General features: G+C 70.0%; 23 protein-coding genes. 10 read left to right on the forward strand and 13 right to left on the reverse strand.

Annotation, left to right across the window (positions count from 1 at the left end; all coding sequences use genetic code 11):
* Positions 1-54: 54 nt before the first annotated feature.
* Together ABD156_RS35555 and ABD156_RS35560 are read right to left on the reverse strand one after the other, a co-directional pair.
* Positions 55-1,857, reverse strand: a complete 1,803-nt coding sequence (locus tag ABD156_RS35555) for a sugar phosphate isomerase/epimerase and 4-hydroxyphenylpyruvate domain-containing protein (protein WP_344284342.1) — start codon at positions 1,855-1,857, stop codon at positions 55-57.
* Positions 1,847-2,746 carry a shikimate dehydrogenase gene (locus tag ABD156_RS35560; protein WP_344284345.1) on the reverse strand — a complete coding sequence of 300 codons (900 nt, stop codon included), beginning with the start codon at positions 2,744-2,746 and terminating at the stop codon, positions 1,847-1,849. The genes ABD156_RS35555 and ABD156_RS35560 overlap by 11 nt, the downstream gene beginning before the upstream one ends.
* A gap of 121 nt (positions 2,747-2,867) precedes the next feature.
* Between ABD156_RS35560 and ABD156_RS35565 the strand changes: the two genes are divergently transcribed.
* Together ABD156_RS35565 and ABD156_RS35570 are read left to right on the forward strand one after the other, a co-directional pair.
* Positions 2,868-3,527 (forward strand): TetR/AcrR family transcriptional regulator, encoded by a 660-nt coding sequence (locus ABD156_RS35565; RefSeq protein WP_344284347.1) that lies wholly within the window; start codon positions 2,868-2,870, stop codon positions 3,525-3,527.
* A 141-nt stretch (positions 3,528-3,668) separates the two neighbouring features.
* Entirely contained in the window at positions 3,669-5,039 is a 1,371-nt protein-coding gene (locus tag ABD156_RS35570; protein WP_344284350.1) for an MFS transporter, read from the forward strand.
* Positions 5,040-5,105: 66 nt separating this feature from the next.
* On the opposite strand, the gene ABD156_RS35575 is transcribed toward ABD156_RS35570, so the two are convergent.
* Together ABD156_RS35575 and ABD156_RS35580 are read right to left on the reverse strand one after the other, a co-directional pair.
* On the reverse strand, positions 5,106-5,957 hold the full coding sequence (locus ABD156_RS35575; protein WP_344284352.1) for a formate/nitrite transporter family protein: 852 nt from the start codon (positions 5,955-5,957) through the stop codon (positions 5,106-5,108).
* A 157-nt stretch (positions 5,958-6,114) separates the two neighbouring features.
* Positions 6,115-6,885, reverse strand: coding sequence for a copper resistance CopC family protein (locus ABD156_RS35580; RefSeq protein ID WP_344284354.1), 771 nt, complete (start codon positions 6,883-6,885; stop codon positions 6,115-6,117).
* Between the two features lie 104 nt (positions 6,886-6,989).
* On the opposite strand from ABD156_RS35580, the gene ABD156_RS35585 reads away from it, so the two are divergent.
* From ABD156_RS35585 to ABD156_RS35605, 5 genes are all read left to right on the forward strand, one after another.
* Positions 6,990-7,601, forward strand: a complete 612-nt coding sequence (locus ABD156_RS35585) for a hypothetical protein (protein WP_344284357.1) — start codon at positions 6,990-6,992, stop codon at positions 7,599-7,601.
* A gap of 4 nt (positions 7,602-7,605) precedes the next feature.
* On the forward strand, positions 7,606-8,520 hold the full coding sequence (locus ABD156_RS35590; protein WP_344284360.1) for a copper resistance D family protein: 915 nt from the start codon (positions 7,606-7,608) through the stop codon (positions 8,518-8,520).
* Between the two features lie 29 nt (positions 8,521-8,549).
* Entirely contained in the window at positions 8,550-9,551 is a 1,002-nt protein-coding gene (locus ABD156_RS35595) for a cupredoxin domain-containing protein (protein WP_344284363.1), read from the forward strand.
* A 70-nt stretch (positions 9,552-9,621) separates the two neighbouring features.
* Positions 9,622-10,128: a hypothetical protein gene (locus tag ABD156_RS35600; RefSeq protein ID WP_344284366.1), complete on the forward strand. Its 507-nt coding sequence runs from the start codon at positions 9,622-9,624 to the stop codon at positions 10,126-10,128.
* Positions 10,125-10,754 (forward strand): cupredoxin domain-containing protein, encoded by a 630-nt coding sequence (locus tag ABD156_RS35605; protein WP_344284369.1) that lies wholly within the window; start codon positions 10,125-10,127, stop codon positions 10,752-10,754. The genes ABD156_RS35600 and ABD156_RS35605 overlap by 4 nt, the downstream gene beginning before the upstream one ends.
* An 86-nt stretch (positions 10,755-10,840) precedes the next feature.
* Here the strand turns inward: ABD156_RS35605 and ABD156_RS35610 are convergent, their stop codons facing one another.
* The 4 genes from ABD156_RS35610 to ABD156_RS35625 all read right to left on the reverse strand — a co-directional run bounded on the left by ABD156_RS35610 (position 10,841) and on the right by ABD156_RS35625 (position 14,579).
* Positions 10,841-12,064, reverse strand: coding sequence for an LppP/LprE family lipoprotein (locus ABD156_RS35610; RefSeq protein ID WP_344284372.1), 1,224 nt, complete (start codon positions 12,062-12,064; stop codon positions 10,841-10,843).
* 135 nt (positions 12,065-12,199) lie between these two features.
* Positions 12,200-13,261, reverse strand: a complete 1,062-nt coding sequence (locus ABD156_RS35615; protein ID WP_344284375.1) for a serine hydrolase domain-containing protein — start codon at positions 13,259-13,261, stop codon at positions 12,200-12,202.
* Positions 13,262-13,336: 75 nt separating this feature from the next.
* On the reverse strand, positions 13,337-13,549 hold the full coding sequence (locus ABD156_RS35620) for a hypothetical protein (protein WP_344284378.1): 213 nt from the start codon (positions 13,547-13,549) through the stop codon (positions 13,337-13,339).
* A 91-nt stretch (positions 13,550-13,640) separates the two neighbouring features.
* Positions 13,641-14,579, reverse strand: coding sequence for an aldo/keto reductase (locus tag ABD156_RS35625; RefSeq protein ID WP_344284381.1), 939 nt, complete (start codon positions 14,577-14,579; stop codon positions 13,641-13,643).
* A gap of 137 nt (positions 14,580-14,716) precedes the next feature.
* On the opposite strand from ABD156_RS35625, the gene ABD156_RS35630 reads away from it, so the two are divergent.
* The gene (locus ABD156_RS35630; RefSeq protein WP_344284384.1) at positions 14,717-15,622 is read left to right on the forward strand and encodes a helix-turn-helix transcriptional regulator; all 906 of its coding nucleotides are present in this window, start codon (positions 14,717-14,719) and stop codon (positions 15,620-15,622) included.
* Between the two features lie 10 nt (positions 15,623-15,632).
* Here ABD156_RS35630 and ABD156_RS35635 read toward each other — a convergent pair whose 3' ends face one another.
* The 4 genes from ABD156_RS35635 to ABD156_RS35650 form a co-directional block, all read right to left on the reverse strand.
* Positions 15,633-16,427: a hypothetical protein gene (locus ABD156_RS35635; RefSeq protein ID WP_344284387.1), complete on the reverse strand. Its 795-nt coding sequence runs from the start codon at positions 16,425-16,427 to the stop codon at positions 15,633-15,635.
* 550 nt (positions 16,428-16,977) lie between these two features.
* A complete protein-coding gene (locus ABD156_RS35640; RefSeq protein WP_344284390.1) occupies positions 16,978-18,375 on the reverse strand; it encodes a DUF7125 family protein in 1,398 nt (465 codons plus the stop codon).
* Entirely contained in the window at positions 18,375-18,509 is a 135-nt protein-coding gene (locus ABD156_RS35645) for a hypothetical protein (protein ID WP_344284393.1), read from the reverse strand. Before ABD156_RS35645 ends, ABD156_RS35640 begins: the two co-directional genes overlap by 1 nt.
* A gap of 57 nt (positions 18,510-18,566) precedes the next feature.
* On the reverse strand, positions 18,567-19,094 hold the full coding sequence (locus ABD156_RS35650; RefSeq protein ID WP_344284396.1) for a hypothetical protein: 528 nt from the start codon (positions 19,092-19,094) through the stop codon (positions 18,567-18,569).
* Between ABD156_RS35650 and ABD156_RS35655 the strand changes: the two genes are divergently transcribed.
* Positions 19,089-19,358, forward strand: coding sequence for a hypothetical protein (locus ABD156_RS35655; protein ID WP_344284399.1), 270 nt, complete (start codon positions 19,089-19,091; stop codon positions 19,356-19,358). The genes ABD156_RS35650 and ABD156_RS35655 overlap by 6 nt on opposite strands.
* A gap of 82 nt (positions 19,359-19,440) precedes the next feature.
* Here ABD156_RS35655 and ABD156_RS35660 read toward each other — a convergent pair whose 3' ends face one another.
* Complete coding sequence (locus ABD156_RS35660; RefSeq protein ID WP_344284402.1) at positions 19,441-20,238, reverse strand: GAF domain-containing protein; 798 nt, start codon at positions 20,236-20,238, stop codon at positions 19,441-19,443.
* Between the two features lie 224 nt (positions 20,239-20,462).
* Here ABD156_RS35660 and ABD156_RS35665 point away from each other — a divergent pair, with 224 nt between their 5' ends.
* Entirely contained in the window at positions 20,463-21,386 is a 924-nt protein-coding gene (locus ABD156_RS35665; RefSeq protein WP_344284405.1) for an ABC transporter substrate-binding protein, read from the forward strand.
* The last annotated feature ends 8 nt before the right edge of the window (positions 21,387-21,394 follow it).

Below are 21,394 nucleotides of genomic sequence, written 5' to 3' on the forward strand. Positions count from 1 at the left end.
GATCTGCCGCCCAAGTCTCCGGCTCGGCGAGCTCAACCCAGGAACGGCTCGCGTTCAGGCCGGCACGTGCGCCCGGGCGATGCGGCGGCGGCGGTGTGCGGCCATGCGGACTGGGGCGTCGCTCCAGCCGTAGCCGTCGTGGTTGCCGAGGCGTTGGACCAGTGCGAGGAATACTCGGCCGCCGAGGACTTCGGTGCAGGTTTGCAGGTAGTCGCCTTCCGGGGTGCGTTCGTGCAGTACACCGAGGTCCCGGTAGGCGGCGAGCCGGTCTGCGGGCAGGTTCAGGCGGGCGTCTAGGTCGGCGTAGTAGTTGTCCGGGATGGCAAGCAGGGGAGCGCCGGCGGCGCGGGCTCCCTGGGTCGCGGTGAGGATGTCGTCGACGGCGAGCGCGATGTACTGCGGTTCGGACACTCCGGGCGCCCATTCGCCGCGGCGCAGCAGGGAAACTGTGAGTGCGAGGCGGATCCGGCGGTGCGGGTCGGCGACGGCTCGGCTGCGGACCAGGCCGAAGGGGGCGGCGAATTCGCCGGTCGCGGCGGGTTCTAGGCCGAGTACGGTGCGGTAGAAGAGGGCGGCTTCGTCGAAGTGGTCGAAGGGCTGTGCCAGTCCAATGTGGTCGATGCCGGTGATCCCGATGCCGTCGGCGGATTCGCCGGTGGGCACGAAATCTCCGGTCCAGTCGTCGTTTCCGTTGCGGCAGAAGAACAACGCTGTTCCGTCCGGAGCGGTGACGGCGGCGAGATCCGCTTCGGCGGGGCCGTGTTCTCGTGGCAGGCGTTTCGCGTCGAGTCGGACGGCCCGGCGGGCGGCGGCAGCGGGGTCGGCGGATTCGACGGCGAGGGCGGCGACGGCTGCTGGGCCGCCGGAGCGGTTGACGAGGATCCGTGCGGTGCCTTGTTCCCAGCGTTCCACGGGTTTCGTACGGTGGATTCCGGTGCGGGCGAAGCCGAGTGCGGACAGGACCGGGGCCAGCGAGTCGCCTGCGGAGAGTTCGACGAAGGCTGGTCCGCGGACTTCTGGTGCGGGCTGCGCGACGGGGCTGGTCGCTTCGGTGAGCGCAAGCAGGGACCGGTGTGCGTCGATCGCGGCGCGGTCGGGATCGGCCTGGCGGAAGACGTCGTTGAACACTTCGAGCGACAGCGGTCCGGCGTATCCGGCGGCGAGCACCGGAGCGAGGAAGCCGGGCAGGTCGAACGCGCCTTGCCCGGGGAAGAGCCGGTGGTGGCGGCTCCACTGCAGCACGTCCATCGACAGGTGCGGCGCGTCGGCGAGCTGGAGGAAGAACAGCTTGTCCCCGGGGATGTCGGCGATGGCGGCGGGGTCCGAGCCGCGCGAGAGGATGTGGAAGCTGTCCAGGCACAGGCCGAGCGCCGGGTGATCGGCGCGGCGCACGGCCTCCCAGGAACGGTCGTAAGTGGACACTTCCTTGCCCCAAGCCAGTGCCTCGTAAGCGATCCGCAGCCCGCGAGCGCCGGCTCGTTCGCCGAGTGTGTGCAGCTGCTCGGCGAGCCGGTCGAGGTCGGCGACCGCGTCGTCGGCCACCGAGGAGCAGACCAGGATGGTGTCGGCGCCGAGTTCTTCCATGAGGTCGAACTTGCGTTCCGCGCGGCGCAGGTTCGCCGCGAACCGGTCCGGGTCGGTGGAGTCCAGGTCGCGGAAGGGCTGGTAGAGGTCGATCGACAGGCCGAGGTCCGCGCAGCGCAGCCGTACTTCGCCGGGCGGCAGGGGGGAGGCGACGAGGTCGGGCTCGAAGATCTCGACGCCGTCGAATCCGGCCGCCGCGGCGGCGCGAAGCTTGTCGTCGAGCGTTCCGGAGAGGCAGACGGTGGCGATTCCGGTGCGGGGTTCACGCGACACGGCTGGTGCCTCCCGGGGTTTCGGCACTGACCAGTTCGGTGAGGTGGCGCAGCATCCGCGCCGGATCGGGTTCGCGGCCGCAGAACAGTTTCAGCGCCGCGGCGGCTTGGTGCACGGCCATCGGGCCGCCGTCGAGGGTGCGGCAGCCGAGCGCGCGGGCGGCGCGCAGCAGCGCGGTCTCCAACGGCCGGTAGACGATCTCGGCGACCCAGAGTTCCTTGCGCAGCAACGACATCGGCAGCGGCAGGCCGGGATGGCCGGCCATCCCGACGGGGGTCGCGTGCACCAAACCGCCGGCTTCGGAAAGTTCCCGCTCAAGACCGCGTCCGGCCCAGACCCGGCCGGGTCCGAACCGCATGGCGAGATCGTCGGCGAGCCGGACCGCGCGGGTGGTGTCGGTGTCGAGTACGGCTAGCGATTCAGCGCCGAGCGTCAGCAGCGCGTGCGCGGCGGCCGCGCCCGCTCCGCCCGCGCCCAGCAGCACGACTCGGCGGAGCGGAGCGTCCGGCAGTCCGGCGACGAAACCGTCGCGGAACCCGGACCAGTCGGTGTTGTGCCCGACCGTCCGCTGGCCGTCGAAGACGACGGTGTTGACCGCGCCGATCGCCGCCGCGTCTGGCGACAGCTCATCCAGATGCGGGATCACCAGCTGCTTGCACGGATGCGTGACGTTGACCCCGGCCAGGCCCTCCGCGCGGGCCTGGGCGAGCAGCTCGCCGACGGCGCCGGCCGGAACGCCGAGCACGTCGAGGTCGAACCGGGTGTAGGTGCACTCGAGGCCGAGCTCGCGCGCCTCGCGCTCGTGCAGCGCGGGGGAGAGCGACGGGCCGATCCCGGTCCCGACGAGGCCGGTCAGCAGCCGGCCGGGCACGGTGCGGTCGGGGGACATGCGCGCGGCTCCTCGCAGTCAATGAATGTACTAGTTAGTTACTTGTACCGTGTCCGAACGCGAAAGGGAAGCGGCAGCCGGATATCCTCGGCCACGTGAGCCGAGCAGCGAGGACGATCCCGTGAGCGCTGAACCCTCCGACGCGCCGGAGCGGCAGCGCGACGCCGAACGCACCCGCGCCGAGATCCTCGACGTCGCGACCGGCGAGTTCGCCGACCGCGGCTACGACGGCGCCCGCGTCGACGAGATCGCCGCCCGCACCCGGACCACCAAGCGGATGCTCTACTACTACTTCGGCAGCAAAGAAGGGCTGTACGTCGCCGTCCTGGAGCGCGCCTACCAGGGGATCCGGGCGCTGGAACAGCAGCTCGACGTCGATCACCTCGACCCCGCGCGCGCCATGCGGGCGCTCGCCGAGCTGACCTTCGACCACCACGAATCGCATCCCGCGTTCATCCGGCTGGTCGGGATCGAGAACATCCACCACGCGCGGCACCTGCGCACCTCGCCGATCCTGTCCGGCCTCGCCGCGCCCGCGGTCGACGTGCTCGCCGGCATCCTCGAGCGCGGCCGCGCCGCCGGCCTGTTCCGCGACGACGTCGACGCGCTCGACATCCACATGATGATCAGCGCGTTCTGCGTCTTCCGGACCGCGAACCAGCACACCTTCCAGGTCATCTTCGACCGTGACCTGCTGGATCCCTCCCGTCGCGACCACTACCGGCGGATGCTGGGAGACCTGGTCCTCGAGTACCTGACCGCGCACGTCGGGCGGGCCTGACCGGACCGGATCGCATCCGGATCGCACCGAAAGACTTGACACGCCTGCGGCGGCTAACTCACTATCCGGTACATAGCCAGCCGGTCCATTCCGGCCGGACGGACCCCGTCGACCGCCGCCGCGGTCATCAAGGAGGCTGACGTGGACGACGCTGTCCCGCGCCAGGAGCACGATCCCGCATCGCCCGGCGCCGCCCGCCGCACCCCGCGCCAGGCCGCGGTGTCCTCGTGGATCGGCAGCGCGCTGGAGTACTACGACTTCTTCATCTACGGCACCGCCGCGGCGCTGATCTTCCCGAAGGTGTTCTTCCCGGCGGGCAACGCCGCGACCGCGACGATCGCGTCGCTCGCGACCTTCGGGGTCGCCTACGTCGCCCGTCCCGTCGGTTCGTTCATCCTCGGGCACCTCGGCGACACGCTGGGCCGCAAGCGCGTGCTGCTGCTGACCCTGCTCGGCATGGGCGCGGCGACGTTCCTGATCGGCGTCCTGCCCGGGTACGGCACGATCGGCGTCGCCGCCCCGATCCTGCTGGTCGCGCTGCGCCTCGTCCAAGGGCTCGCGGTCGCCGGCGAACAGTCCAGCGCCGGGTCCGCCACGCTGGAACACGCGCCGCCCGGCAAGCGCGCCTACTTCACGAGTTTTACCTTGGCGGGCACGCAATTCGGCCTGATCCTCGCGACCGCGGTGTTCCTCCCGCTGTCCTCGATGCCGACCTCCGCGTTGCTGTCGTGGGGCTGGCGGATCCCGTTCCTGCTCAGCGCGCTGGTCACCGTCGCCGGGTGGTGGATCCGGCGTTCGCTGCAGGAAAGCCCCGAATTCGCCGCCGCGCGCAAGCAGAACACCGTTCCCAAGGCGCCGCTGCTGGTGCTTTTGCGGCACCACACGCCCGACGTGCTCAAGATCGTGGTGAGCGCGCTGATTTCGGTCACCAGCACGATCGTCAGCATCTACTCGCTCACCTACGGAGCGACCACGATCGGTCTGTCCCGCAGTTCGATGCTGTGGATGATCATGCTGAGCAACGTAGTGGCGCTGGCCGCCATTCCGTTGTGGGGCAAGGCGGGCGACCGGTTCGGCCGCAAACCCGTCTTCGCCGTCGCCTCGCTGGGCGTCGCGGTGCTGATCTGGCCGTTCATCTGGTCGATCAGCCAGGCGAACGTCGTGCTGGTGTTCGTGTTCGGGATCCTGCTGTCGGGAGTCGTCTACAGCGCCTACGGCGGGGTCGGGTATGCCTTGTGGACTGAGCAGTTCGGCACGAAGGTGCGGATGTCCGGGGTCGCCGTCGGCACGCAGCTGGGCTTCGCTCTCGGCGGTTTCGCGCCGTCCATCGCCGCGGCGCTTGCCGGAGCGGACCTGAAGAACTGGCTGCCGGTCGCCGGTCTGACCGCCGGAGCGGCAGTGGTCGCGGGGCTCGCGGTGCTGACGATGCGCGAGACTTACCGGACGCCGCTTGAAGAATTGGGCCAGCGAGCGCCGCGTGCGGCGGGCGAAAGCCGGGCAGTGGCGGCCTGACGCGTTTCCGGAAACGCCGACGCTGCGACAGACCCGTCGTCTGCCGCAGCGTCGGAGCCGGCTCAGTCAGCTGCCAGCCGTGGCGAGTTCTTCCGGGGCGGGTGCCGTGGCGGGGCGTTCCGGGCGGGAGCGCTTGCCCAGCAGGGAGTAGGCGGCCCCGACCAGGAGGCCGCCGCCGACCAGGTTACCCAGGCCCACGAACAGCAGGTTGCGGCCGAATTCGCTGACGGTGGCACCGGGGACGCCGTCCATCAGGCCGAGCGAGAACGTCGTCATGTTGGCGACCACGTGCTCGAACCCGGAGCTGATGAAGGCCAGCAGGCACCAGAAGATCAGCGCCAGCTTGGCCCCGTCCGACTTCGTGCGCGCGGCCATCCACACCGCGAGGCACACCAGGAAGTTGCACAGCACGCCGCGGAAGAACAGCGCGCTGGCGGACTCCGCGGCCTTAGTCTTGACCAGGCTCGCGAGCAGGGCCGCTCCCGGCCCGGCGTGGCCTCCGGCGCCGCCGATCGACAGCACCCCGCCTTCGTGGACCAGCCACGCGAACACGATCGAACCGAGCAGGTTGCCGACGAACGACACCACGACGACCGCGGCCGCCGCGCCGGCGCCGCGCCGCCGGACCAGGACTCCCTGGACCATGGTCATCATGTTGCCGGTGGACAGTTCCGCGCCGGCGAACACGACGGCGGTCAGGGCGATCCCGAACACCAGCCCTTGGACCACCTTGGTCCAGGGGGAACTCGCCGCGTTGAGCGGCCCGGTCGCGGAAAGCAGCAGCACGACCGCCACCCCGATGAAAGCCCCGGCGAGCATCGAACTCACCAGGTAGCGGCCAGGGCGGCGCAGGTCGTCGATCTTCCCGTCGGCGACGTCTGCTTGCAGGTCGAGGGCATCGGACACGGGAATCGGCATGGGAGAAAAGCCTTCCGGTGAGGTCAGGTACCCGGGCATTCGACCGCGCGGATTCTTCGCTCCGGTAGCGCGGTGATCAGCAACGGGTATCCGAGTGCGCACAGTCCGCGGCCCGCACGGGTGAATTGCCGCGCCGAGGACCATTTCGGACAGTCGCTCAATCCCGTTCGGGAACCCGGCTGATCCGCGCCGCGACGATTCCGCCCGCGATCAGCAGCACCGCGGTCGCGGCGATCCATACCCAGACCGGTATCCCGCCGCTCGCGTCGTCGGCGGTGGCGGCCGGTGCGGCGTGCGGGGCCTGCGCCGCGGACGGGGGAGCGGCGACTGGTGCGACGCCGGAGCCTGCCTTGGTGAGGGTGAAGGAATAGGAGCCGGATACCGGATGCCCGTCGGCTGACACGACCCGGTATTCCACGGTGTATTTCCCGGCCGGGCCGAGCGGTTTCACGGGCGCGGAAAGGGTCGGGCCGGTGACCGCGGCGGCTGCCGACTCCCAATGTGTCGCGCCGTCCGGTCCGAGTACCGCCAATTCGGTGAAACCGCGGTCCAGTGGTTCGTTGAAGGTGAGCACAATTTTCTCGGGGGCGGAGGAGAGTTCGGAATCCTTCGCGGGGGTGCTCGATTCCACGAAGCTGTGCGCCTCGGCTGCCGAGGTGGGGAAAAACGTTGCCAAGAGACTGAACGCGATAACCGCGAGGGTGCGCACAAGAAGCGCGCGCCGGCTCGGCTGGCGGCGGACGGGGCCGGGAATTCCGGAGGATGGTCGCATGAACCCTGCTTTGCTGGAGGGACAGGTGTCGGAGCGAGATGGTTTCGGTGCTGTGTGGTCGGCGGCGGGTCGAATGCGAAACGGGAAGGTTAAATAGTTCGCACAGCTGGTCGCGGTGGCGAATTCACTGTTTGCCGATTGTTGTTCGGAGATCAATTTTACGTTCCTGTCATGATTCAATCGTCCGCCGAAACGCGCGGTTTGATGTGGTGCTCCCCGTCGTGATCCGGCCGGGTCGGCGGCAGGCGTCGGGGAAGGAAATGCTTGTGGTGGCTTCAGTGGGACGCGGATCGCGGCGGGACCAGGTGGTCGCGGCCTGTCTGGCGGGCGCGGTCGTGGTCGTGGTGGGGTACGCCTCGGGAATCGGGTTGAAGACGACAGCGGCGAGCAGTCCGGTCGCTCCGGATCAGCCTCCCGCACAGGCAGCGCCCGCGCCGCAACCGGTTCTGCCCAACGGCGAACTGCCTCCTCCTGGTGCGGTGCAGCCGATGCCGCCGATGCCCGGCGGCGGGATCCCGCCGGTCGACGCGCCTCCGCCGGCGGAACCGGTGGCCGACGTGCCGTCCGGCGAAATCCCGCCGCCGACCGGGGACATCCCGCAGCCGACCGGTGATCCGATGCCGCCCGCCCCGCCGGAAACACCGCCGCAGACCCCGACCGGAACTCCTCCGCCGACGGAGACGCCGACGTGCCAGCCCAGCGCAGTCCAGCCGGTGCTCGACACAGTGAGCGGGCTGCCGCTCGTCGGCGGTCTCACGACCGGGCTCGCGGTGACCGGGCCGGACGGGCTCCTCGCGACGATCATCGGTTCCTGCCCGGCAGCTCCGGCGCAACCCGCGGCGCCTCCGGCGATTCCGTCGAGCGGCGGCTGAGCCCATGGACCTCGGTTCCGCGAAATTCTGGTACGTCCTCGCGCGCTGCGTGGACTACTCCGGGCTCGCGTTGTTCGCCGGCGGGCTGCTCTTTCTCGCCCTGCTGTGGCCTGCGGGAGCGGACCATCGCCGGGCGCGCGGGGTGCTGGTGACCGGCTGGGTGCTCGGGTTCGCCGGGACGGTGGCCGGGCTCGGGTTGCAGGGCGCGTGGGTGACCCAGCGGTCCCCGGCTGATCTGCTCGATCCGGATCTGCTCGCGCAGGTCCTCGACAGCCAGTTCGGCCGGATCTGGTTCGCCAAGGCGCTCGGGTGGGTGCTGGCCGGAGTGGTGCTCGCCGATGTGCTGCAACGCGGCCGTCGCGCCGCGGTTTCGCTGGGCTGGCGGGTCGGCGCGGGAGTGGTCGCCGCCGGGCTGCTGCGCACGACCGGCCTGACCGGGCATTCCGCGGAGAGCGCACATCCGCTGCTGAGCCAGCTCGCGGATTTCGGGCACCTGGCGGGAATCTGCGCGTGGATCGGCGGGCTCGCGATGCTGCTGTTCGGCGTGCTGTCCCGCCGCGATCCCGGCGAACTCGCCGAAGTCGTACCCCGCTATTCGAAACTCGCCCTCACATCGGTGCTCCTGGTGATCGTCGCGGGCGCCGTGCTCGCGCTCGGGACGCTCGGCGACGTCGGGCGGGTGTTCACCACCGGCTACGGCCGGATCCTGCTGACGAAACTCGCGGCGCTCGCCGTGGTGCTGCTGTTCGCGCAGGCGAGCAAGAGCTGGGTCGCGCGGCGGCTCGACTTCGCGGTGGTGCTGCGCGGAGACGCCGGCGCGGTCCGTCCGTTCGTCTATTCCGTCGCCGCGGAAGCCACGCTCGTCGTCGTGGTGCTGTTCGCGGCGAGCCTCCTCGTCACCGCCAGTCCCGGCCGGTGAACGTCCCACCCCGGAAAGGAATCTCCTTGATGGACAACCCGGAACCCACCTCTGCCGCCGCCGGAACGCGGCCGGAAGCCCCGCCCGAGGCGGCTCGCCGGCGCCGGTGGCCGATCGCGGCCGCGGTCGTCGCACTGGCGCTGGCCCTGGTCAGTCTCACCACCCTGCGCACGGGACAGCAGACGGCTCCGGTCGCCGCGCCTGCCTCGCCGCGGGTCGATCTCGCGGCGCTGGCGAAGCAGAGCCCGCTCGCCGTGCCGCTCTACCAAGGGCTGGCGCGGCAGCAAGGAGGCGCCGCGCCCGCCGCGGCCGGCTCCGCCAAATCGGTCGAGATGAGCGGGTACAAGTTCTCCCCGGCCAGCTTGACCATCTCCGCGGGTGACACCGTGACGTGGACCAATCACGATTCCGCGCCGCACAACGTCGTCGTCACCGACGGGCCGGAGAAATTCACGTCGCCGACCATGCAGACCGGCGGCACCTTCTCGCACACCTTCACCAAGGCGGGCACCTACTCCTACTACTGTTCGATCCATCCCGACATGAAGGCGACCGTGACCGTCCAAGGCACGCCCGCGCCGCCGCCGTCCTCGCCGACCGCCCCGCCGTCGTCGTCCTCGATGCCGACCGCGCCGTCCAGCCCGACGCACACGATGCCGATGCCCACCGACACTCCGCCCGGAAACTGCGTGCCCAAGGGCGTGCTGCAGCCGATCCTCGACCACGTCAAAGCCGCGCACCTGGAGGAGTCGCCGGGCCAGCAGGTCACCGATCTGCTGAATCTGGACCAGTACATCAAGACGCACACGGTGTGGCTGGAAAGCGTGCTCAAGCCGGTCCTCGACGGTTCGGCCGGCAAGGTCGTCACCGACACGCTCGCGCCGATCATCGCGCACATCAAGGCCGCGCATCTTGAGGAGTCGCCGGGCCAGCAGGTTACTGACCTGCTGAATCTGGACCAGTACATCAAGACGCACACCGTCTGGCTCGAAAGCGTCCTGACGCCGCTGCTGAACCAGGCGTCCTGCTGAGGCGTGCCCGACCCGGTCCGGGGCGGGCCGCCGCGCCCGCCCCGGACCACCTCGATCCCCGGAGGACTTCGTGCCCACTGACACCCGGTTCCTGCCCTCGGCCGGCGCCGACCCCGCCGTCCACCGGATCCGGCCCGACCGCTGCGTCCTGGAACTGACGCAGCGGCTGCTCGGAATCCCCGTGCTGCGCGGGCGATTGACCGTCCGCCGGGCCACGTTCACCCGCGACCCGGAAGGCAGCGGCCTCACCGCGGAAATCGACGGCGCGTCCTTCCGGTCCGCCTTCCCGCTTCCGTCCTCAATGGTCACTCGGGAACTGGGCGAGGCGCACTTCACCGGCGAGGAAATCACCGAACGGCCGCCGGTCGAATTCGCCGGACGGCTCGACTTCGGAGACTCATCGCGCGATCTGGTGCTCGGCGGCGACCTTCGCGAGGCCGGACCGGATCGCGTCATCCTGTGGCTGCGCGGGACCTTGCCGCCGCCACGGCGTCCACTGAGGACTTCCGGCCGGTTCGCGCGACTGCTCGTCCGGCTGCCGATCCGCGTCGAGTTCGCCGGGGAGTTCGTTCAATGAAACGCTTTCTCGTTCTGTTTGCCGCCGTGGTCCTGCTTACGCTCGCGGCTCCGGTGACGGCGTCGGCCGCGGCGGCTCAGACCGTGATGATGCAGGACTACGCCTACTCGCCCGCGTCGCTGACCGTGCACGTCGGCGACACTGTGACCTGGATCCAGCACGACACCGCTCCGCACGACGTGGTCACCACCAGCGCGCCCGTCGCGTTCCGCAGCCCGCAGCTGTCCCAGGGGCAAACCTGGAACTACACCTTTCGCACGCCCGGCACTTACTCGTACTACTGCTCGGTGCATCCGGACATGCGAGCGCAGGTCATCGTCCAGCCTGCGGCCACTCAGCCGCCGTCTCCGCCGCGAACCACTTCTGCCGCACCTGCTTCGCGTGCCGCTCCCAGCCGTACCGCTGTGGCAGCGCCTCCGGTTGTGCCGACCGCTACGACTCCACCGTCCACAGTGGCCACTTCAGCGATGCCAAGCCAGTCGGCGGTCCCTTCGACGTCGGCTGCGGCATCGCCGGTCGCTCAGGCTGCCGCGACCACCAGCCTCGATCCCAAGCTGCTCGTCGCCGGTCTCGTGACGGCGGTCGCGATCGGCTGCCTGCTGCTCTTGAGTTCGCGGAAAGCCTGACAGCAGTGGGAACTGGGCCGGTCTTGACCAGGTATCCCGCAGAGTTTTCTGGATCCGGCTGGCCTGCTCGTGGCTGAGCTCGGTGGTCAGCGGCGGCTCGGGCTTGCGGTGGGGTCGGAGGGCGGTATCGCGTCGAGGGGGACGAGGCGGGTTCCGGTCCAGTGGTAGCGGACCGTCGCCGTGTTGGCGGTCGGGCAGCAGAGCGGGTCTTCGGCGTTGTAGAGCTCGTAGGAGAGGGCGACGGTGGTGTCGGTGGACCACACCTCTTGGATGCCGGCGCTGTCGACCGAGGTGTCGGTGCCGAGGTATTTGCCGTCGTGGAAGAAGAAGGCTCGGTTCGCGTAGCCGTCGCCTGACTCGGCGATGGTGGCGAGGATGACCTGCAGTCCGTCGGCCGATTCCCAGGAGGTGCCTGGATAGGGGCGGTATCCCTTCGCCTGGACGACCGCTTCGGCGTCGGCGAGGGTGGTGCGCGGGGCGGCCGGCGGCTCTGATTCCTCGGTCGCGGTGGAAGTCGTGGTGGAGGTCGGGGTGCTGGGCTGCGGTTCGCTGGTGGACGGTGCCGGGAGCGCGGGTTCCGACGACGAAGGAGTGGTCAGGGCCGGTTCTGTCGTGCTGTCCGCGGTGGCATGGGTCGCTCTGTCGATGCCCGTGGCGGCAGTCAATCCCAGTGCGGCGACCACGATAGCGACCGTGCAGGCGATGCTGGAGAAGACGGCGTGGCCGGAAGCGCTCGGCGGTCGGGTGGCGGGCTGCGGCACCATCGCGCCGACGAGCATCAAGAGCGCGCCGGCGACGCTGACCCAGGGGCCCAGCCCGATGCGCAGGAGGCCGCCGGCGCTGGCGACACCGCTCAGCAGACCGACGAGGAGCAGTCCGCCCAGGACTCCGGAGACGCCGAACAGGACGAAGCCTGTCGCTCGGGCCGCGACGCCCTCCCGCAGCACGACAGCCGCGACGATCGCGGCGGCCCCACAGACCGCGAGAGCCACCGGAAGAAAGACGAGCGGCACGGTCCGGCTGCTCGCCAGGCCAGCGACGTCGAACAGGCTCGCGTTCCCCAGCAGCGCCGCCTGAAACCACGGCAGGACCGGCGACACCCCGACCAGCACGCCGCCCGCGGCAAGCCCGGTCGCAGCGGCGAACCGCCGAACGGTGTCGCCAGCCGCGGCCGCCGGAACCAGCCGGTTGCCGCATCGCCAGCACAGCACCGTGCCCGCCGGGACGGGTTGCGCGCAGTACGGGCACGGGAACGCGGCGGGCGGAGCGCCCGGCCACGGCGCGGGGCCGCCGGAAGGGGAATCGGTCATCGCGTGAACTCCTCGTCTGTACCAGGACAGACGGCGGGATCCCGGATCGCGTTACCGAGCGTTGAATTACTCGTGCCGTTCGATCGTTTCTCGGGACGCGGATCGATGCCTGCGAGACCGATGCCCCTGCCTGGCTCAGGCGCAGATCACCTTGTCGATCAACGAGTAGAAGGCGTCATTCGACGGCCCGCGCCCGAGCGTCAGCGAAGCTTCCACCCGGTGCTTCCCGTCGGCGCTGGTGAACGCGATCGTTCCGTACCCGGGAATCCCGCCGGTGTGCCCGAAAACCGGGATCCCGCACGGAGTGGTCCGGGTCTGCAATCCCAGCCCGTACTCCTCGGCCGCCGATCGCGGGGTGGTCATCTGCCCCAGCAGCGCCGGGGGCACCAGCCGGCCCAGCGCGAGTGCGTGGACGAATTTGTCCAGATCCGCGGTGGTGGAGATCATCTCGCCCGAGGCGCCGGCGATGCTGGGGTTCAGTTCGGTGACGTCGACGAGCTGCTCGTTCATCTCCTGGTATCCGTGTGCGTGCGGACCGGGAATCCGAGTGCGGTCGCCGGGGATCACCGTCTGGTGCATGCCGAGCGGGCGCAGGATCCGCTTGACCGCCTCGTCGCCCCAGGCATGCCCGGTGGTCCGCTCGATGAGCATGCCGAGCACGAGGTAATTGGTATTGGAATACGAGAATTCGCTCCCCGGCGGGAAATCGAGCGGCCGCGCGGTCGCGATGGCCACCAGCGACTCCGGCGAATGGTGCTGGTAGCGGATTTTCTCCAGCTCGGTGCCCGTCAGCGAGATCGTCCGGAGATAGTTGTAGAGGCCGCTGGTGTGCTGCAGGAGCATCCGCACGGTGATTTCGTTGCCGTGCGGCAGGAGCCCGGGAAGGTATTCCTCGACGGAGGTGTCGAGCCCGATCCGGTGTTCGGCGGCGAGTTGCAAGACCACAGTGGCCACAAAGGACTTGGTCGTGCTGCCGATCCGGAACCGGCCGGTCGGCGAGACCGGCCGCCGGGAGTCCAGTTCGGACACTCCGGCGGTCACCGTGCGAGATCGTCCGTTGTGGACTGTCCGGATCTGCACGCCGGTCGCGCCTGCCGAGACCGTTTCTTGCGCGACGGCGCGAACGGGGTCAGCCGCGGCCGGTGCGGCGGGCGAGAGCAGCGCGGCGGTCAGGACGAAGGGCACAGCGGTGATCATGGGTTTCCTCGTTCAGTGTTGGCATTCAACGGCGAAGACTGGAACGCGACGGCGGCAACGCGGCTGGCACCTTGGTCAACACCGGCGTTCGTCCTTGCGGCGCAAGACGAAGCGCACGATCAGGATCAGCAGGCAAGCCACCGCGATCGCACCGGAAGTCATCCGGAACATGGGGTCCAGCCCGGTGAAGCCGCCGATCGAGTTCGTGGCGGCGCCGGCGACGAAGAACAGGCCGAGCAGGGTCGTGACGGCCGGGCCGCCGGCTTGGCGGCTGCGGGAAGTTTCCATGCCGACGACACTAGAAACCGGCGGCGCCCGCCAACATGCCTTCAGCCCCCGGCTTCACGGTAGCGCCAGCGCTACCGTGAAGCCGCATTCCCTACATGTCGTGCTCCCAGCTGCCGCGCGTGTCGACGTCCGCGGCATCGGCCAGCGACTCCAGTTCCGCGATCTCCTCGTCGGCGAGCGCGATGCCTTGAGCGCGGACCAGTCCGTCGAGGTAACCCGCCTTCGTGACCCCGATGATCGGCGTGGTCCCCTTGGCGATGGCCCACGCGGTGGCGACGTCGGCAGCAGACGCGTCCCGGTCCGCGCCGATCGCTCCCATTCGGTCCGTGAGCGCCTGCAGTCGCGGCAGGAGGTCGTTGTACACAGCCGCCCGGCTGCTGCCCGCTGGCAACGGACGGGTCGGGCTGTATTTGCCGGTCAGCGCCCCTTGCTCGAGGACCATGTAGGAGAAGAACTGCACGTCGTGTTCGCGGCAGTGTTCGAGAATGCCCGCGCGCTCGGAGTTCCGGTACAGGAGGCTGTAGTGGTTCTGGACCGCCTCCACCCGGAAGCCGGCTTCGCCGAGAATCTGGTCGGCGAGCGCGATCTCCTTCCGGTTGTGGTTCGAGACGCCGACCTGCTTGATCCGGCCGCTCCGCAGCAGCGGGATCAGCAGGGGCGTCCAGCGGGCCACATCGGCGGGATTGTGGATCCAGTACAGATCCACGTAGTCCGTGCCCAGCCGGTCGAGGCTTTGCTCCAGCATGTCCGCGACCGGATTGTCGCCGTCGCCCGCGATCTGCGGGGTGAACTTCGTCGACAGCTGGTACTCGCTGCGGGCGTAGCCTTTCAGCGCCTGAGCGAGGACCGTCTCGGATCGGCCCATGCCGTAGACCACCGCGGTGTCCCACAGGGTGAAGCCGTTCGCGTGTGCCTTCTCGACGACCTCTCGCAGGCCGGACGCGGTCAGCTGGCTGCCGAAATAGCCGTCGCCCGTCTCTCCGCTGTCTCCCCAGGCCCACGTGCCCAGTGCCACCGTCTTGCTCGTCATGTCCGCTGACTCCATTTCGCCACTGGGATCGTTCGAGCTTCAGGAGACTGCGCCGGCCGTCGCCGGAGAAGGGCGTGCTTATCGGGGGTAGGACTTCGACCCCCTTCGCGCCGCGACCGGCGGCTACCGTGGAAGGCATGGAGCAGCAGCCCGGAAACCGCGGCGAAATCCGGCACTTCCTGGCCAGCCGGCGCGCCAAGATCACCCCGGCGGAGGCCGGGCTGCCGACCAGCGCCCGACGCCGGGTCCCCGGGCTGCGCCGCGAGGAGGTCGCGGTACTGGCCGGCGTGAGCACGGAGTGGTACACGCGGCTGGAGAAGGGGCACATCGGCGGCGTGTCCGACGCCGTCCTCGACGCGGTCGCCCGCGCGCTGCGGCTGGACGACGACGAACGCACCTACCTGTTCGACCTGGCCAGGTCCGCGAGCCGCGCACCGTCGCGGCGCAAGGACGTCGAGGTGCTGCCCCGGGTCCAGTGGCTGCTCGACTCCATGACGATGTCTTCGGCGTTCGTGCGCAACGGCCGCACCGACCTCGTCGCTAGGAACCCGCTGGCCCGAGCCCTTTACGCGCCGATGTTCGACAGTGCCACCGTCGACCAGCGCGGCCGCCCCAACATCGCCCGCTACATCTTCCTCGACCCCGGCGCGCACTACTTCTTCGTCGACTGGGACGCCGCCGGCAACGCCACCGCCGCCCTCCTGCGCGCCGAGGCCGGGCGCGAGCCCCGCGACCGGGCACTGCGCGAACTCGTCGGCGAGTTGTGCACCCTCAGCCCCGAGTTCCGCGAGCAATGGGCCGCGCACGACGTCCTGATCCGCCACGACGGCGTCAAACGGCTTCACCACCCTGAAGTCGGCCGCCTGGAGTTGACCTTCCAATCCCTCGACCTGCCGCTGTCCGGCCCTGCCAAGCACGACCTGATCACCTACACCGCCGAACCCGGCACCGAATCGGAGGACCGGCTCAAACTCCTCGCCAGCTGGGCAGCCACGCAATCCCAGGCGGCAGAACCCACTCGCGACTTGCCTCGGTCGCTCTGATCCCTCGCGGTCACTGCTCGTCGGGACGGCCCGGCGCGAGACAGCCGATCGGTGCGGGATTTCCTGTGCGCGGCAAGGGGTCTGCATCGGACGGGGGAGCGTGTTCGGCGCGGGAGACGGACTGGCGGTACACGCGGACGAGAGCTTGGGCCCGGGCGAATTCGGCGGGGGTGAACGGCAGCGAAGGACGGTGCGCTTCGAGGAGTTCGCCGGCGCGGCCGTGCAGCAGCATGGTGGTGCCGGTCAAGCGCTCGTCCCGCCCGCGGCGGCCGGCCTTCCGCCGGACCGTGCAGGACGGGCCGAGCAGCGTGCCGATCAGCTGGGCGAGATCGGCTCCCGGGGCGGCCGCCTGTCCGGCGAGGGCGAGCATCCGGGTCGGGAGGTCGACGAGTTCGTGCACGTCCGCTCGCACGACCCAGACGTGGTCGCCGCCGCCGGACCGGGCCGCTTCGGCGAGGTCGGCTCCGGTCGTGCCGTCCGGGGCGCGGAGGAGGAATTCGTCGACGGCGCCGTCGGGCACGGCGAGGACTTGCATGGCCGCGATGTCGTAGCGGTGCGCGGCCAGGGTCGCGGTGAGGGCGGCCAGGCTTCCCGGCACGTCGCGCACGGTCGCGCGGAGACGCCATTCCGTCGCGTCGGCCGATTCGGGCACGGTGGCGCGCCGAGGCCGCCGGTGGCTCCAGCGGTGCCGCAAGGTGGCGGAGACGATGAACAGCCCGCCCAACGCGAACAGCAGCGCTGGCCCGACGCGGTTGTTCGAGAGGGTGCTGACGAACAGATCGGCGATCCCGGTGGCGAAGAACAACGCCGCCAGTTCGACCAGTTCCCGGTTGACCGAACGCTTCCGGCTCTCGGCTGCTTTTATGCCCGCCAGCGTCGCGGCGCCCGTTTACCGCTGGCGGCACCGCCTGTCACGATTCAGTTAACCGGCCCGGCCGCTGATCGGTCTGCACGAAGCTGCCCAGCAGTTGGTCCACCCGCATCAGCACGTCCAGATCCAGCCGGACCCCCGCGGCCTTCCGCGACGCCGCGCAACAGCTCCACCCGGTCGATCAGCTCCGGGTACCGCACCGGCCGAGTGGGAGCCCGGCGGGACCGCGCCGTTTCCGGAACGGCGCGCAGGTCGGGTCCGGGAGGCGGTGCGGCCTCCGGCGAACTGGCCGGAATGCGTTGCTGTTCCGGGAACTGCCGGGGTGCGGAAGCAGCGCATCCGATCTGCGGGTCGCTTCAGGGCAGGCACCGCACATCTAGCCGAGGGCACCGGAATCTCCAACAGCGGAAGGGATTCCCGCGAACGTCCGGCTCGAGCTGGACCTGGCCGAACCCCTCGCACAGCCGGACGAGGCCGACCGGCCTTAAGGCGCCACGGACAGATCAGGCCTGCCGTCCATGACGATTCCGCTGCCGGTGACCTCGAACGCGGTGGTGTAGGGCAGGTTCGGGCTGGCCCGGGTTTTCAGCACGGTCAGCGCCCGGTCGATGCGCGCCCCGGTGCGCTGGTACTGCAGCAGGATCACGTTGTCGGACAGGTGCGAGATCCCGGTGCCGGACAGGCCCGCCTGGCCGTACAGGTCCGGGATCTCCAGGGTGAGCAGCGTCGTGATGCCCACCTGGGAGCACCGGCCCAGCAGGGAGTGCAGGAATTCGTTGAACCGCTGGTCGTCGTCGCACGCCGCGGCGAGGTCGGTGAGGCTGTCGATGACCAGCCTGCGGGTCTGGCTCGCGGTCAGCGAGTCCAGCAGGTCGTAGAACCACTGGTCGATGTAGATGTCGTTGGGGGATTCGCAGCGCAGCGCGACGGCCTCGGACCTCGGGTCCCAGCCCAGGCTGCGGATGGCCCGGTTGAGCTGGAGCGGGTTTTCCTGCAGCGTCGTGAAAGTGCTGTGCTGGCCCAGTTCCGTGCCGTGGAACGCGAAGTGCAGGCCGATCACGGTCTTCCCGGAGCCGGGCGGCCCGGCCACGATGGTGCTCGAACCGGGCCAGAATCCACCGCCCAGCATGGCGTCGAGGCCGAGAATGCCCGAACTCGCGCGTGCGGTGCTCGCCGGGTCGACGGTGCCGTCGCCGTCGCCGGGATCGCTGAGGCGGGGAAAGGCGTCCAGCCCGTCCTCGGAAATCCGGTAAGTGTGCCAGCCCGGCAGAAACGTGCTGCCGCGGAGCTTGAGCACCTGCAGGGCGCGGTTGGTGCGCTGGCCGGTGGCCTGGGTGGACAGCGCGATGGTGGCGTCGGCGATGGTGAATTCCGCCGAGGACGCCAGTTCGGCGCTGTCGTATTCGGCGAGCCACAGGGTGCTGGTCGCCAGCGCGCTGAGCCGTCCGGCGAGTTCGTAGAGGAACCGCGTGTAGGCGGCCTGGTCCAGGGCGGCGTAGCGAAGGGCTTTGATGCTGTCGACGACCAGGATCCCGCACCGGGTGCGGGTCGCGACCTCGGCGAGCCGGGCGAGCCCGGCGTTCAGCCCGCCCTCGGTCACCACGTCGCCGAGGTCCTCGAACAGCACCGAGGTCCCGATCCGGTCCGGCGCGCAGAACGCGAGACCGTCGAGGAACTGGGTGATCTTCGTCAGTGGCTCGGTGAGGGTGCTGAAGTACACCACCGGACGGGCGGGGTCGGCGTTGGCGAAGGCGTACTGCTGGGCCAGCACGGTCTTGCCGGAGCCGGGTGCTCCCGCCAGCAGCGTGATCGACGGGTCGATCAGCCCGCCGCCCAGGATCGTGTCCAGCCGTTCGCATCCGCTGGCCAGTCGCTGTTTCATCACGCGGCTCGCCGGGCGGCGGGGTGCAGATCGCGCTCCAGGGCCAGTACCTGCGACGGGTGGACCGGTTTGGGCAGCAGCCGGGCGGAGGCGGGCGGTGTCTGCCGGACCGCCGCCGGCGAGATCACGATCACCTGCGTGCCCGGTCCTTCGGAGAGCGCCCGGATCAGGTCGCTCGCGCCTGCGGCCGTCTAGTCGATGATCGCCACGGGAGGAGGAGCCGCGGTTGGCGCCGCTGCCGCGGAAACGACTGCGGTGACGTCGAATCCGGCTGCGCGCAACGCGTCCGACAAACAGCTGACCGTGAAGCGGTCCGGGTCCACCACCAGGATCCGGGTGTCGTGCCCGGGACCGGCGACCTCGTCCGCGCCGCCGCCCGCCACTCGCTCGGCGCTGTGCACGAGCGGCTCGGCCAGGCCCCGGGCGTGCGCGCGCAGCATCGCCTCCGCCGCGGCGAGGTCCACGCCGCGGCGGGTGGCGAGCATTCCGACGGCCTGCCAGACCGCGATCTGGTCCTGCTGCGCGGTGTGGCGCGTCAGCCGGAGGACGGCGGACGGCAGGGTTTCGGCGACGGCGTCGGCAAGCAGGCCCGCCGCGGCGATCCCGGCGCAGCCTCGTACGAACGCGATTTCTCCGGCGGACAGCGTCCGGTGCTCGCGGCTGGTCAGCACGACCGTTCCGACGACCGCGCCGAACGCCTCCATCGGGACCGTGTGCACGGCGACGATCCCGTGTGCGGCGGCGAACCGCGCGAGTACTGGCCACCGGCCGCCCTGACCAGCGAGGTCGAGGTGAACGGTGGCTTCCTCTTCGCCTTCCGCGGCCGCCCCGCACAGGTCCTCGTCGGCCCGGAAAGCGAGCAGATCGTCGAACAGCGGCCAATCGGTCCCGGCGAGCGGGATCCCGCGGCCGCGGCCGCGGGCAGCAGCACGATCGCCTCGTCCACGCCGGGCAATCGGGTGCAGATGCCGGTGAGCAGGTAGGCCGCGTCCAGCCCGGCCCGCCGGGCGGTCACCGTCCGGGCCGCCTCCAGCAGAATCGGGACCCACTCGCCGCTCAGTTCGTTCATTCCGTCCGCCTCCCGCTTTCGCCGTCCTGGCCGGTGCCTTCGTCCCCGCGGTCGTCGTCGCGGCGCCACGACGGATGATCTGGGGACAGCCGCAGCACGCCCGCGTTCACGTCGTCGGCCGCCTTGGACAACCGCTGGCCGCTGACGTACGCGTAGGCCCGCAACCGCAGCAACGCCTCGGTGACCGGGCAGCCCAGTTGCGCCGCGACCCTTCCCGTGGCGCTGTGCACGGCGCGCCAGCGGCGGTAAAGCCCCTCGTCGACCATGGCTTCCGCCTCGCCCGACGACGCGAGCGCCACCCGGGCGAGCAGATGGCCGGTCATGATCTGGACCATCGTGAGCGCCAGGTCGAGTTCGGCGTCGGACAGGGACCGCCCGGCCTCGCGGTAGAACTCCAGCACCCCCAGCGACGCCGCCCCGGTGGTCAGCGGGAACGCGAACACCGCGCGCAGTCCCTCCTCGACCGCGGCGGGCGCGAACATCGGCCACTGCCGGAAACGCCGCGGCTCGTCCAGATCCGCGGACAGCACCGCGAACCTGCGCCGCAGCGCCGTCAGCCCCGGACCTTCTCCCACTGTCACTTGGAGTTCGAGCAGCCGTTCGGCGCGCGGGTCGGTGGCGTAGGCGGGTTCGCCGAGACCGAGCCGGTCGGCCAGCCGCACCCCGACCCCGTCGGCCGCCAGCACGTCCCGGCACACCTGGGCGACATGCCGCAACGACACCGGCGAACCCTCGGCCAGCGCGCGGGTCCGGATCGCTTCGTAGATCTTGGCCAGCTCCTGCTCGATCACCACAGTCGGCGTCACTCCTTCCGGAGGATTGCACGAACCGCGACGCTAGAAGCGGGCGTCCATCGTGGCCAGAGGAACAGTGCCCGGGAATGGGAGGCTTCCGGCCCTCGAACCGGTCTCCGGCGCGAATCCCGCTTTCCCAGATCGACTTTTTGCTTCTTGACCCGTGGGGTCTCGTCATGGAGAGTCTCCTGTCAGACAGTGAGACAGAATGACAAGGAGACAGTATGAACCGACGTGGAGTCGCCCTGCTCGTCACTGGCGCTGTCGCTGTTTGCGCTGCGCTGACGGGGTGCGGAGCGAGTTCTTCGGCAGGCGGGGACGCGGCCGGGCCGGCAGCGTCGTCTTCGGAGGTCGCCATTCCGGCGGTCGCCAAGGACGCGGCGCTGGCGGCCAAGCTTCCCGCGGAGATCCGGAGCGCGGGGGTGCTCCGGGTGGCGATGGACGAGACGTATCCGCCGTTCGAATCGGTTCAGGCGGGCAAGATCGTGGGGCTCGACCCGGATCTGGCGAACGCGATCGGCGGCGTGCTGGGGGTCCGGGTGGAATTCGTCAACACGTCGTTCGACGCGATCATTCCGTCGCTGACGTCGAACAAGGTCGACCTCGCGATGTCGTCGATCGGCGACACCAAAGAACGCGAGCGCACGATCGACCTGGCCACCTACTACTGGAACGGCACGCTGGTGCTGGTGAAATCCGGGAATCCGGCGCAGCTCAAGGCCGACCAGGTGTGCGGCGCGCGCGTCGGCGTGATCCGGGGATCCCTGCAGCAGACCAGTTTCCTGCCGTCGCAGGCGGCGAAGTGCGCGGCTGCCGGGAAGCAGGCCGCGAAGGTCGAGGTCTACCAGAACGGGCCGCAGGCGCAGCTCGCGCTGCAGAGCGGGCGCATCGACGGCGTCATGGAGGACGCTCCGCCGCTGCTGGAGGTCGCGGCGCGGCAGAAGGACGTTTTCGAGACCGCCGGGCCGTTCTTCCGCAATCCGAATCCGGGCGGGGTCGCCTTCCCCAAGGGGAGCAAGCTGGTGGAACCGGTGCACGAGGCGATCGGAGTGCTGCTCAAGAACGGCACTTACCAGGCGATTCTGAAGAAGTGGAACCTGGAGAAGATCGCGATCGACAAGTCGGAGATCAACGGCGCGCAGTCGTAGCCGCGAAA

Origin of the sequence: Amycolatopsis albidoflavus, from assembly GCF_039525725.1 — a bacterium.
Classification (GTDB): Bacteria; Actinomycetota; Actinomycetes; order Mycobacteriales; family Pseudonocardiaceae; genus Amycolatopsis; species Amycolatopsis albidoflava.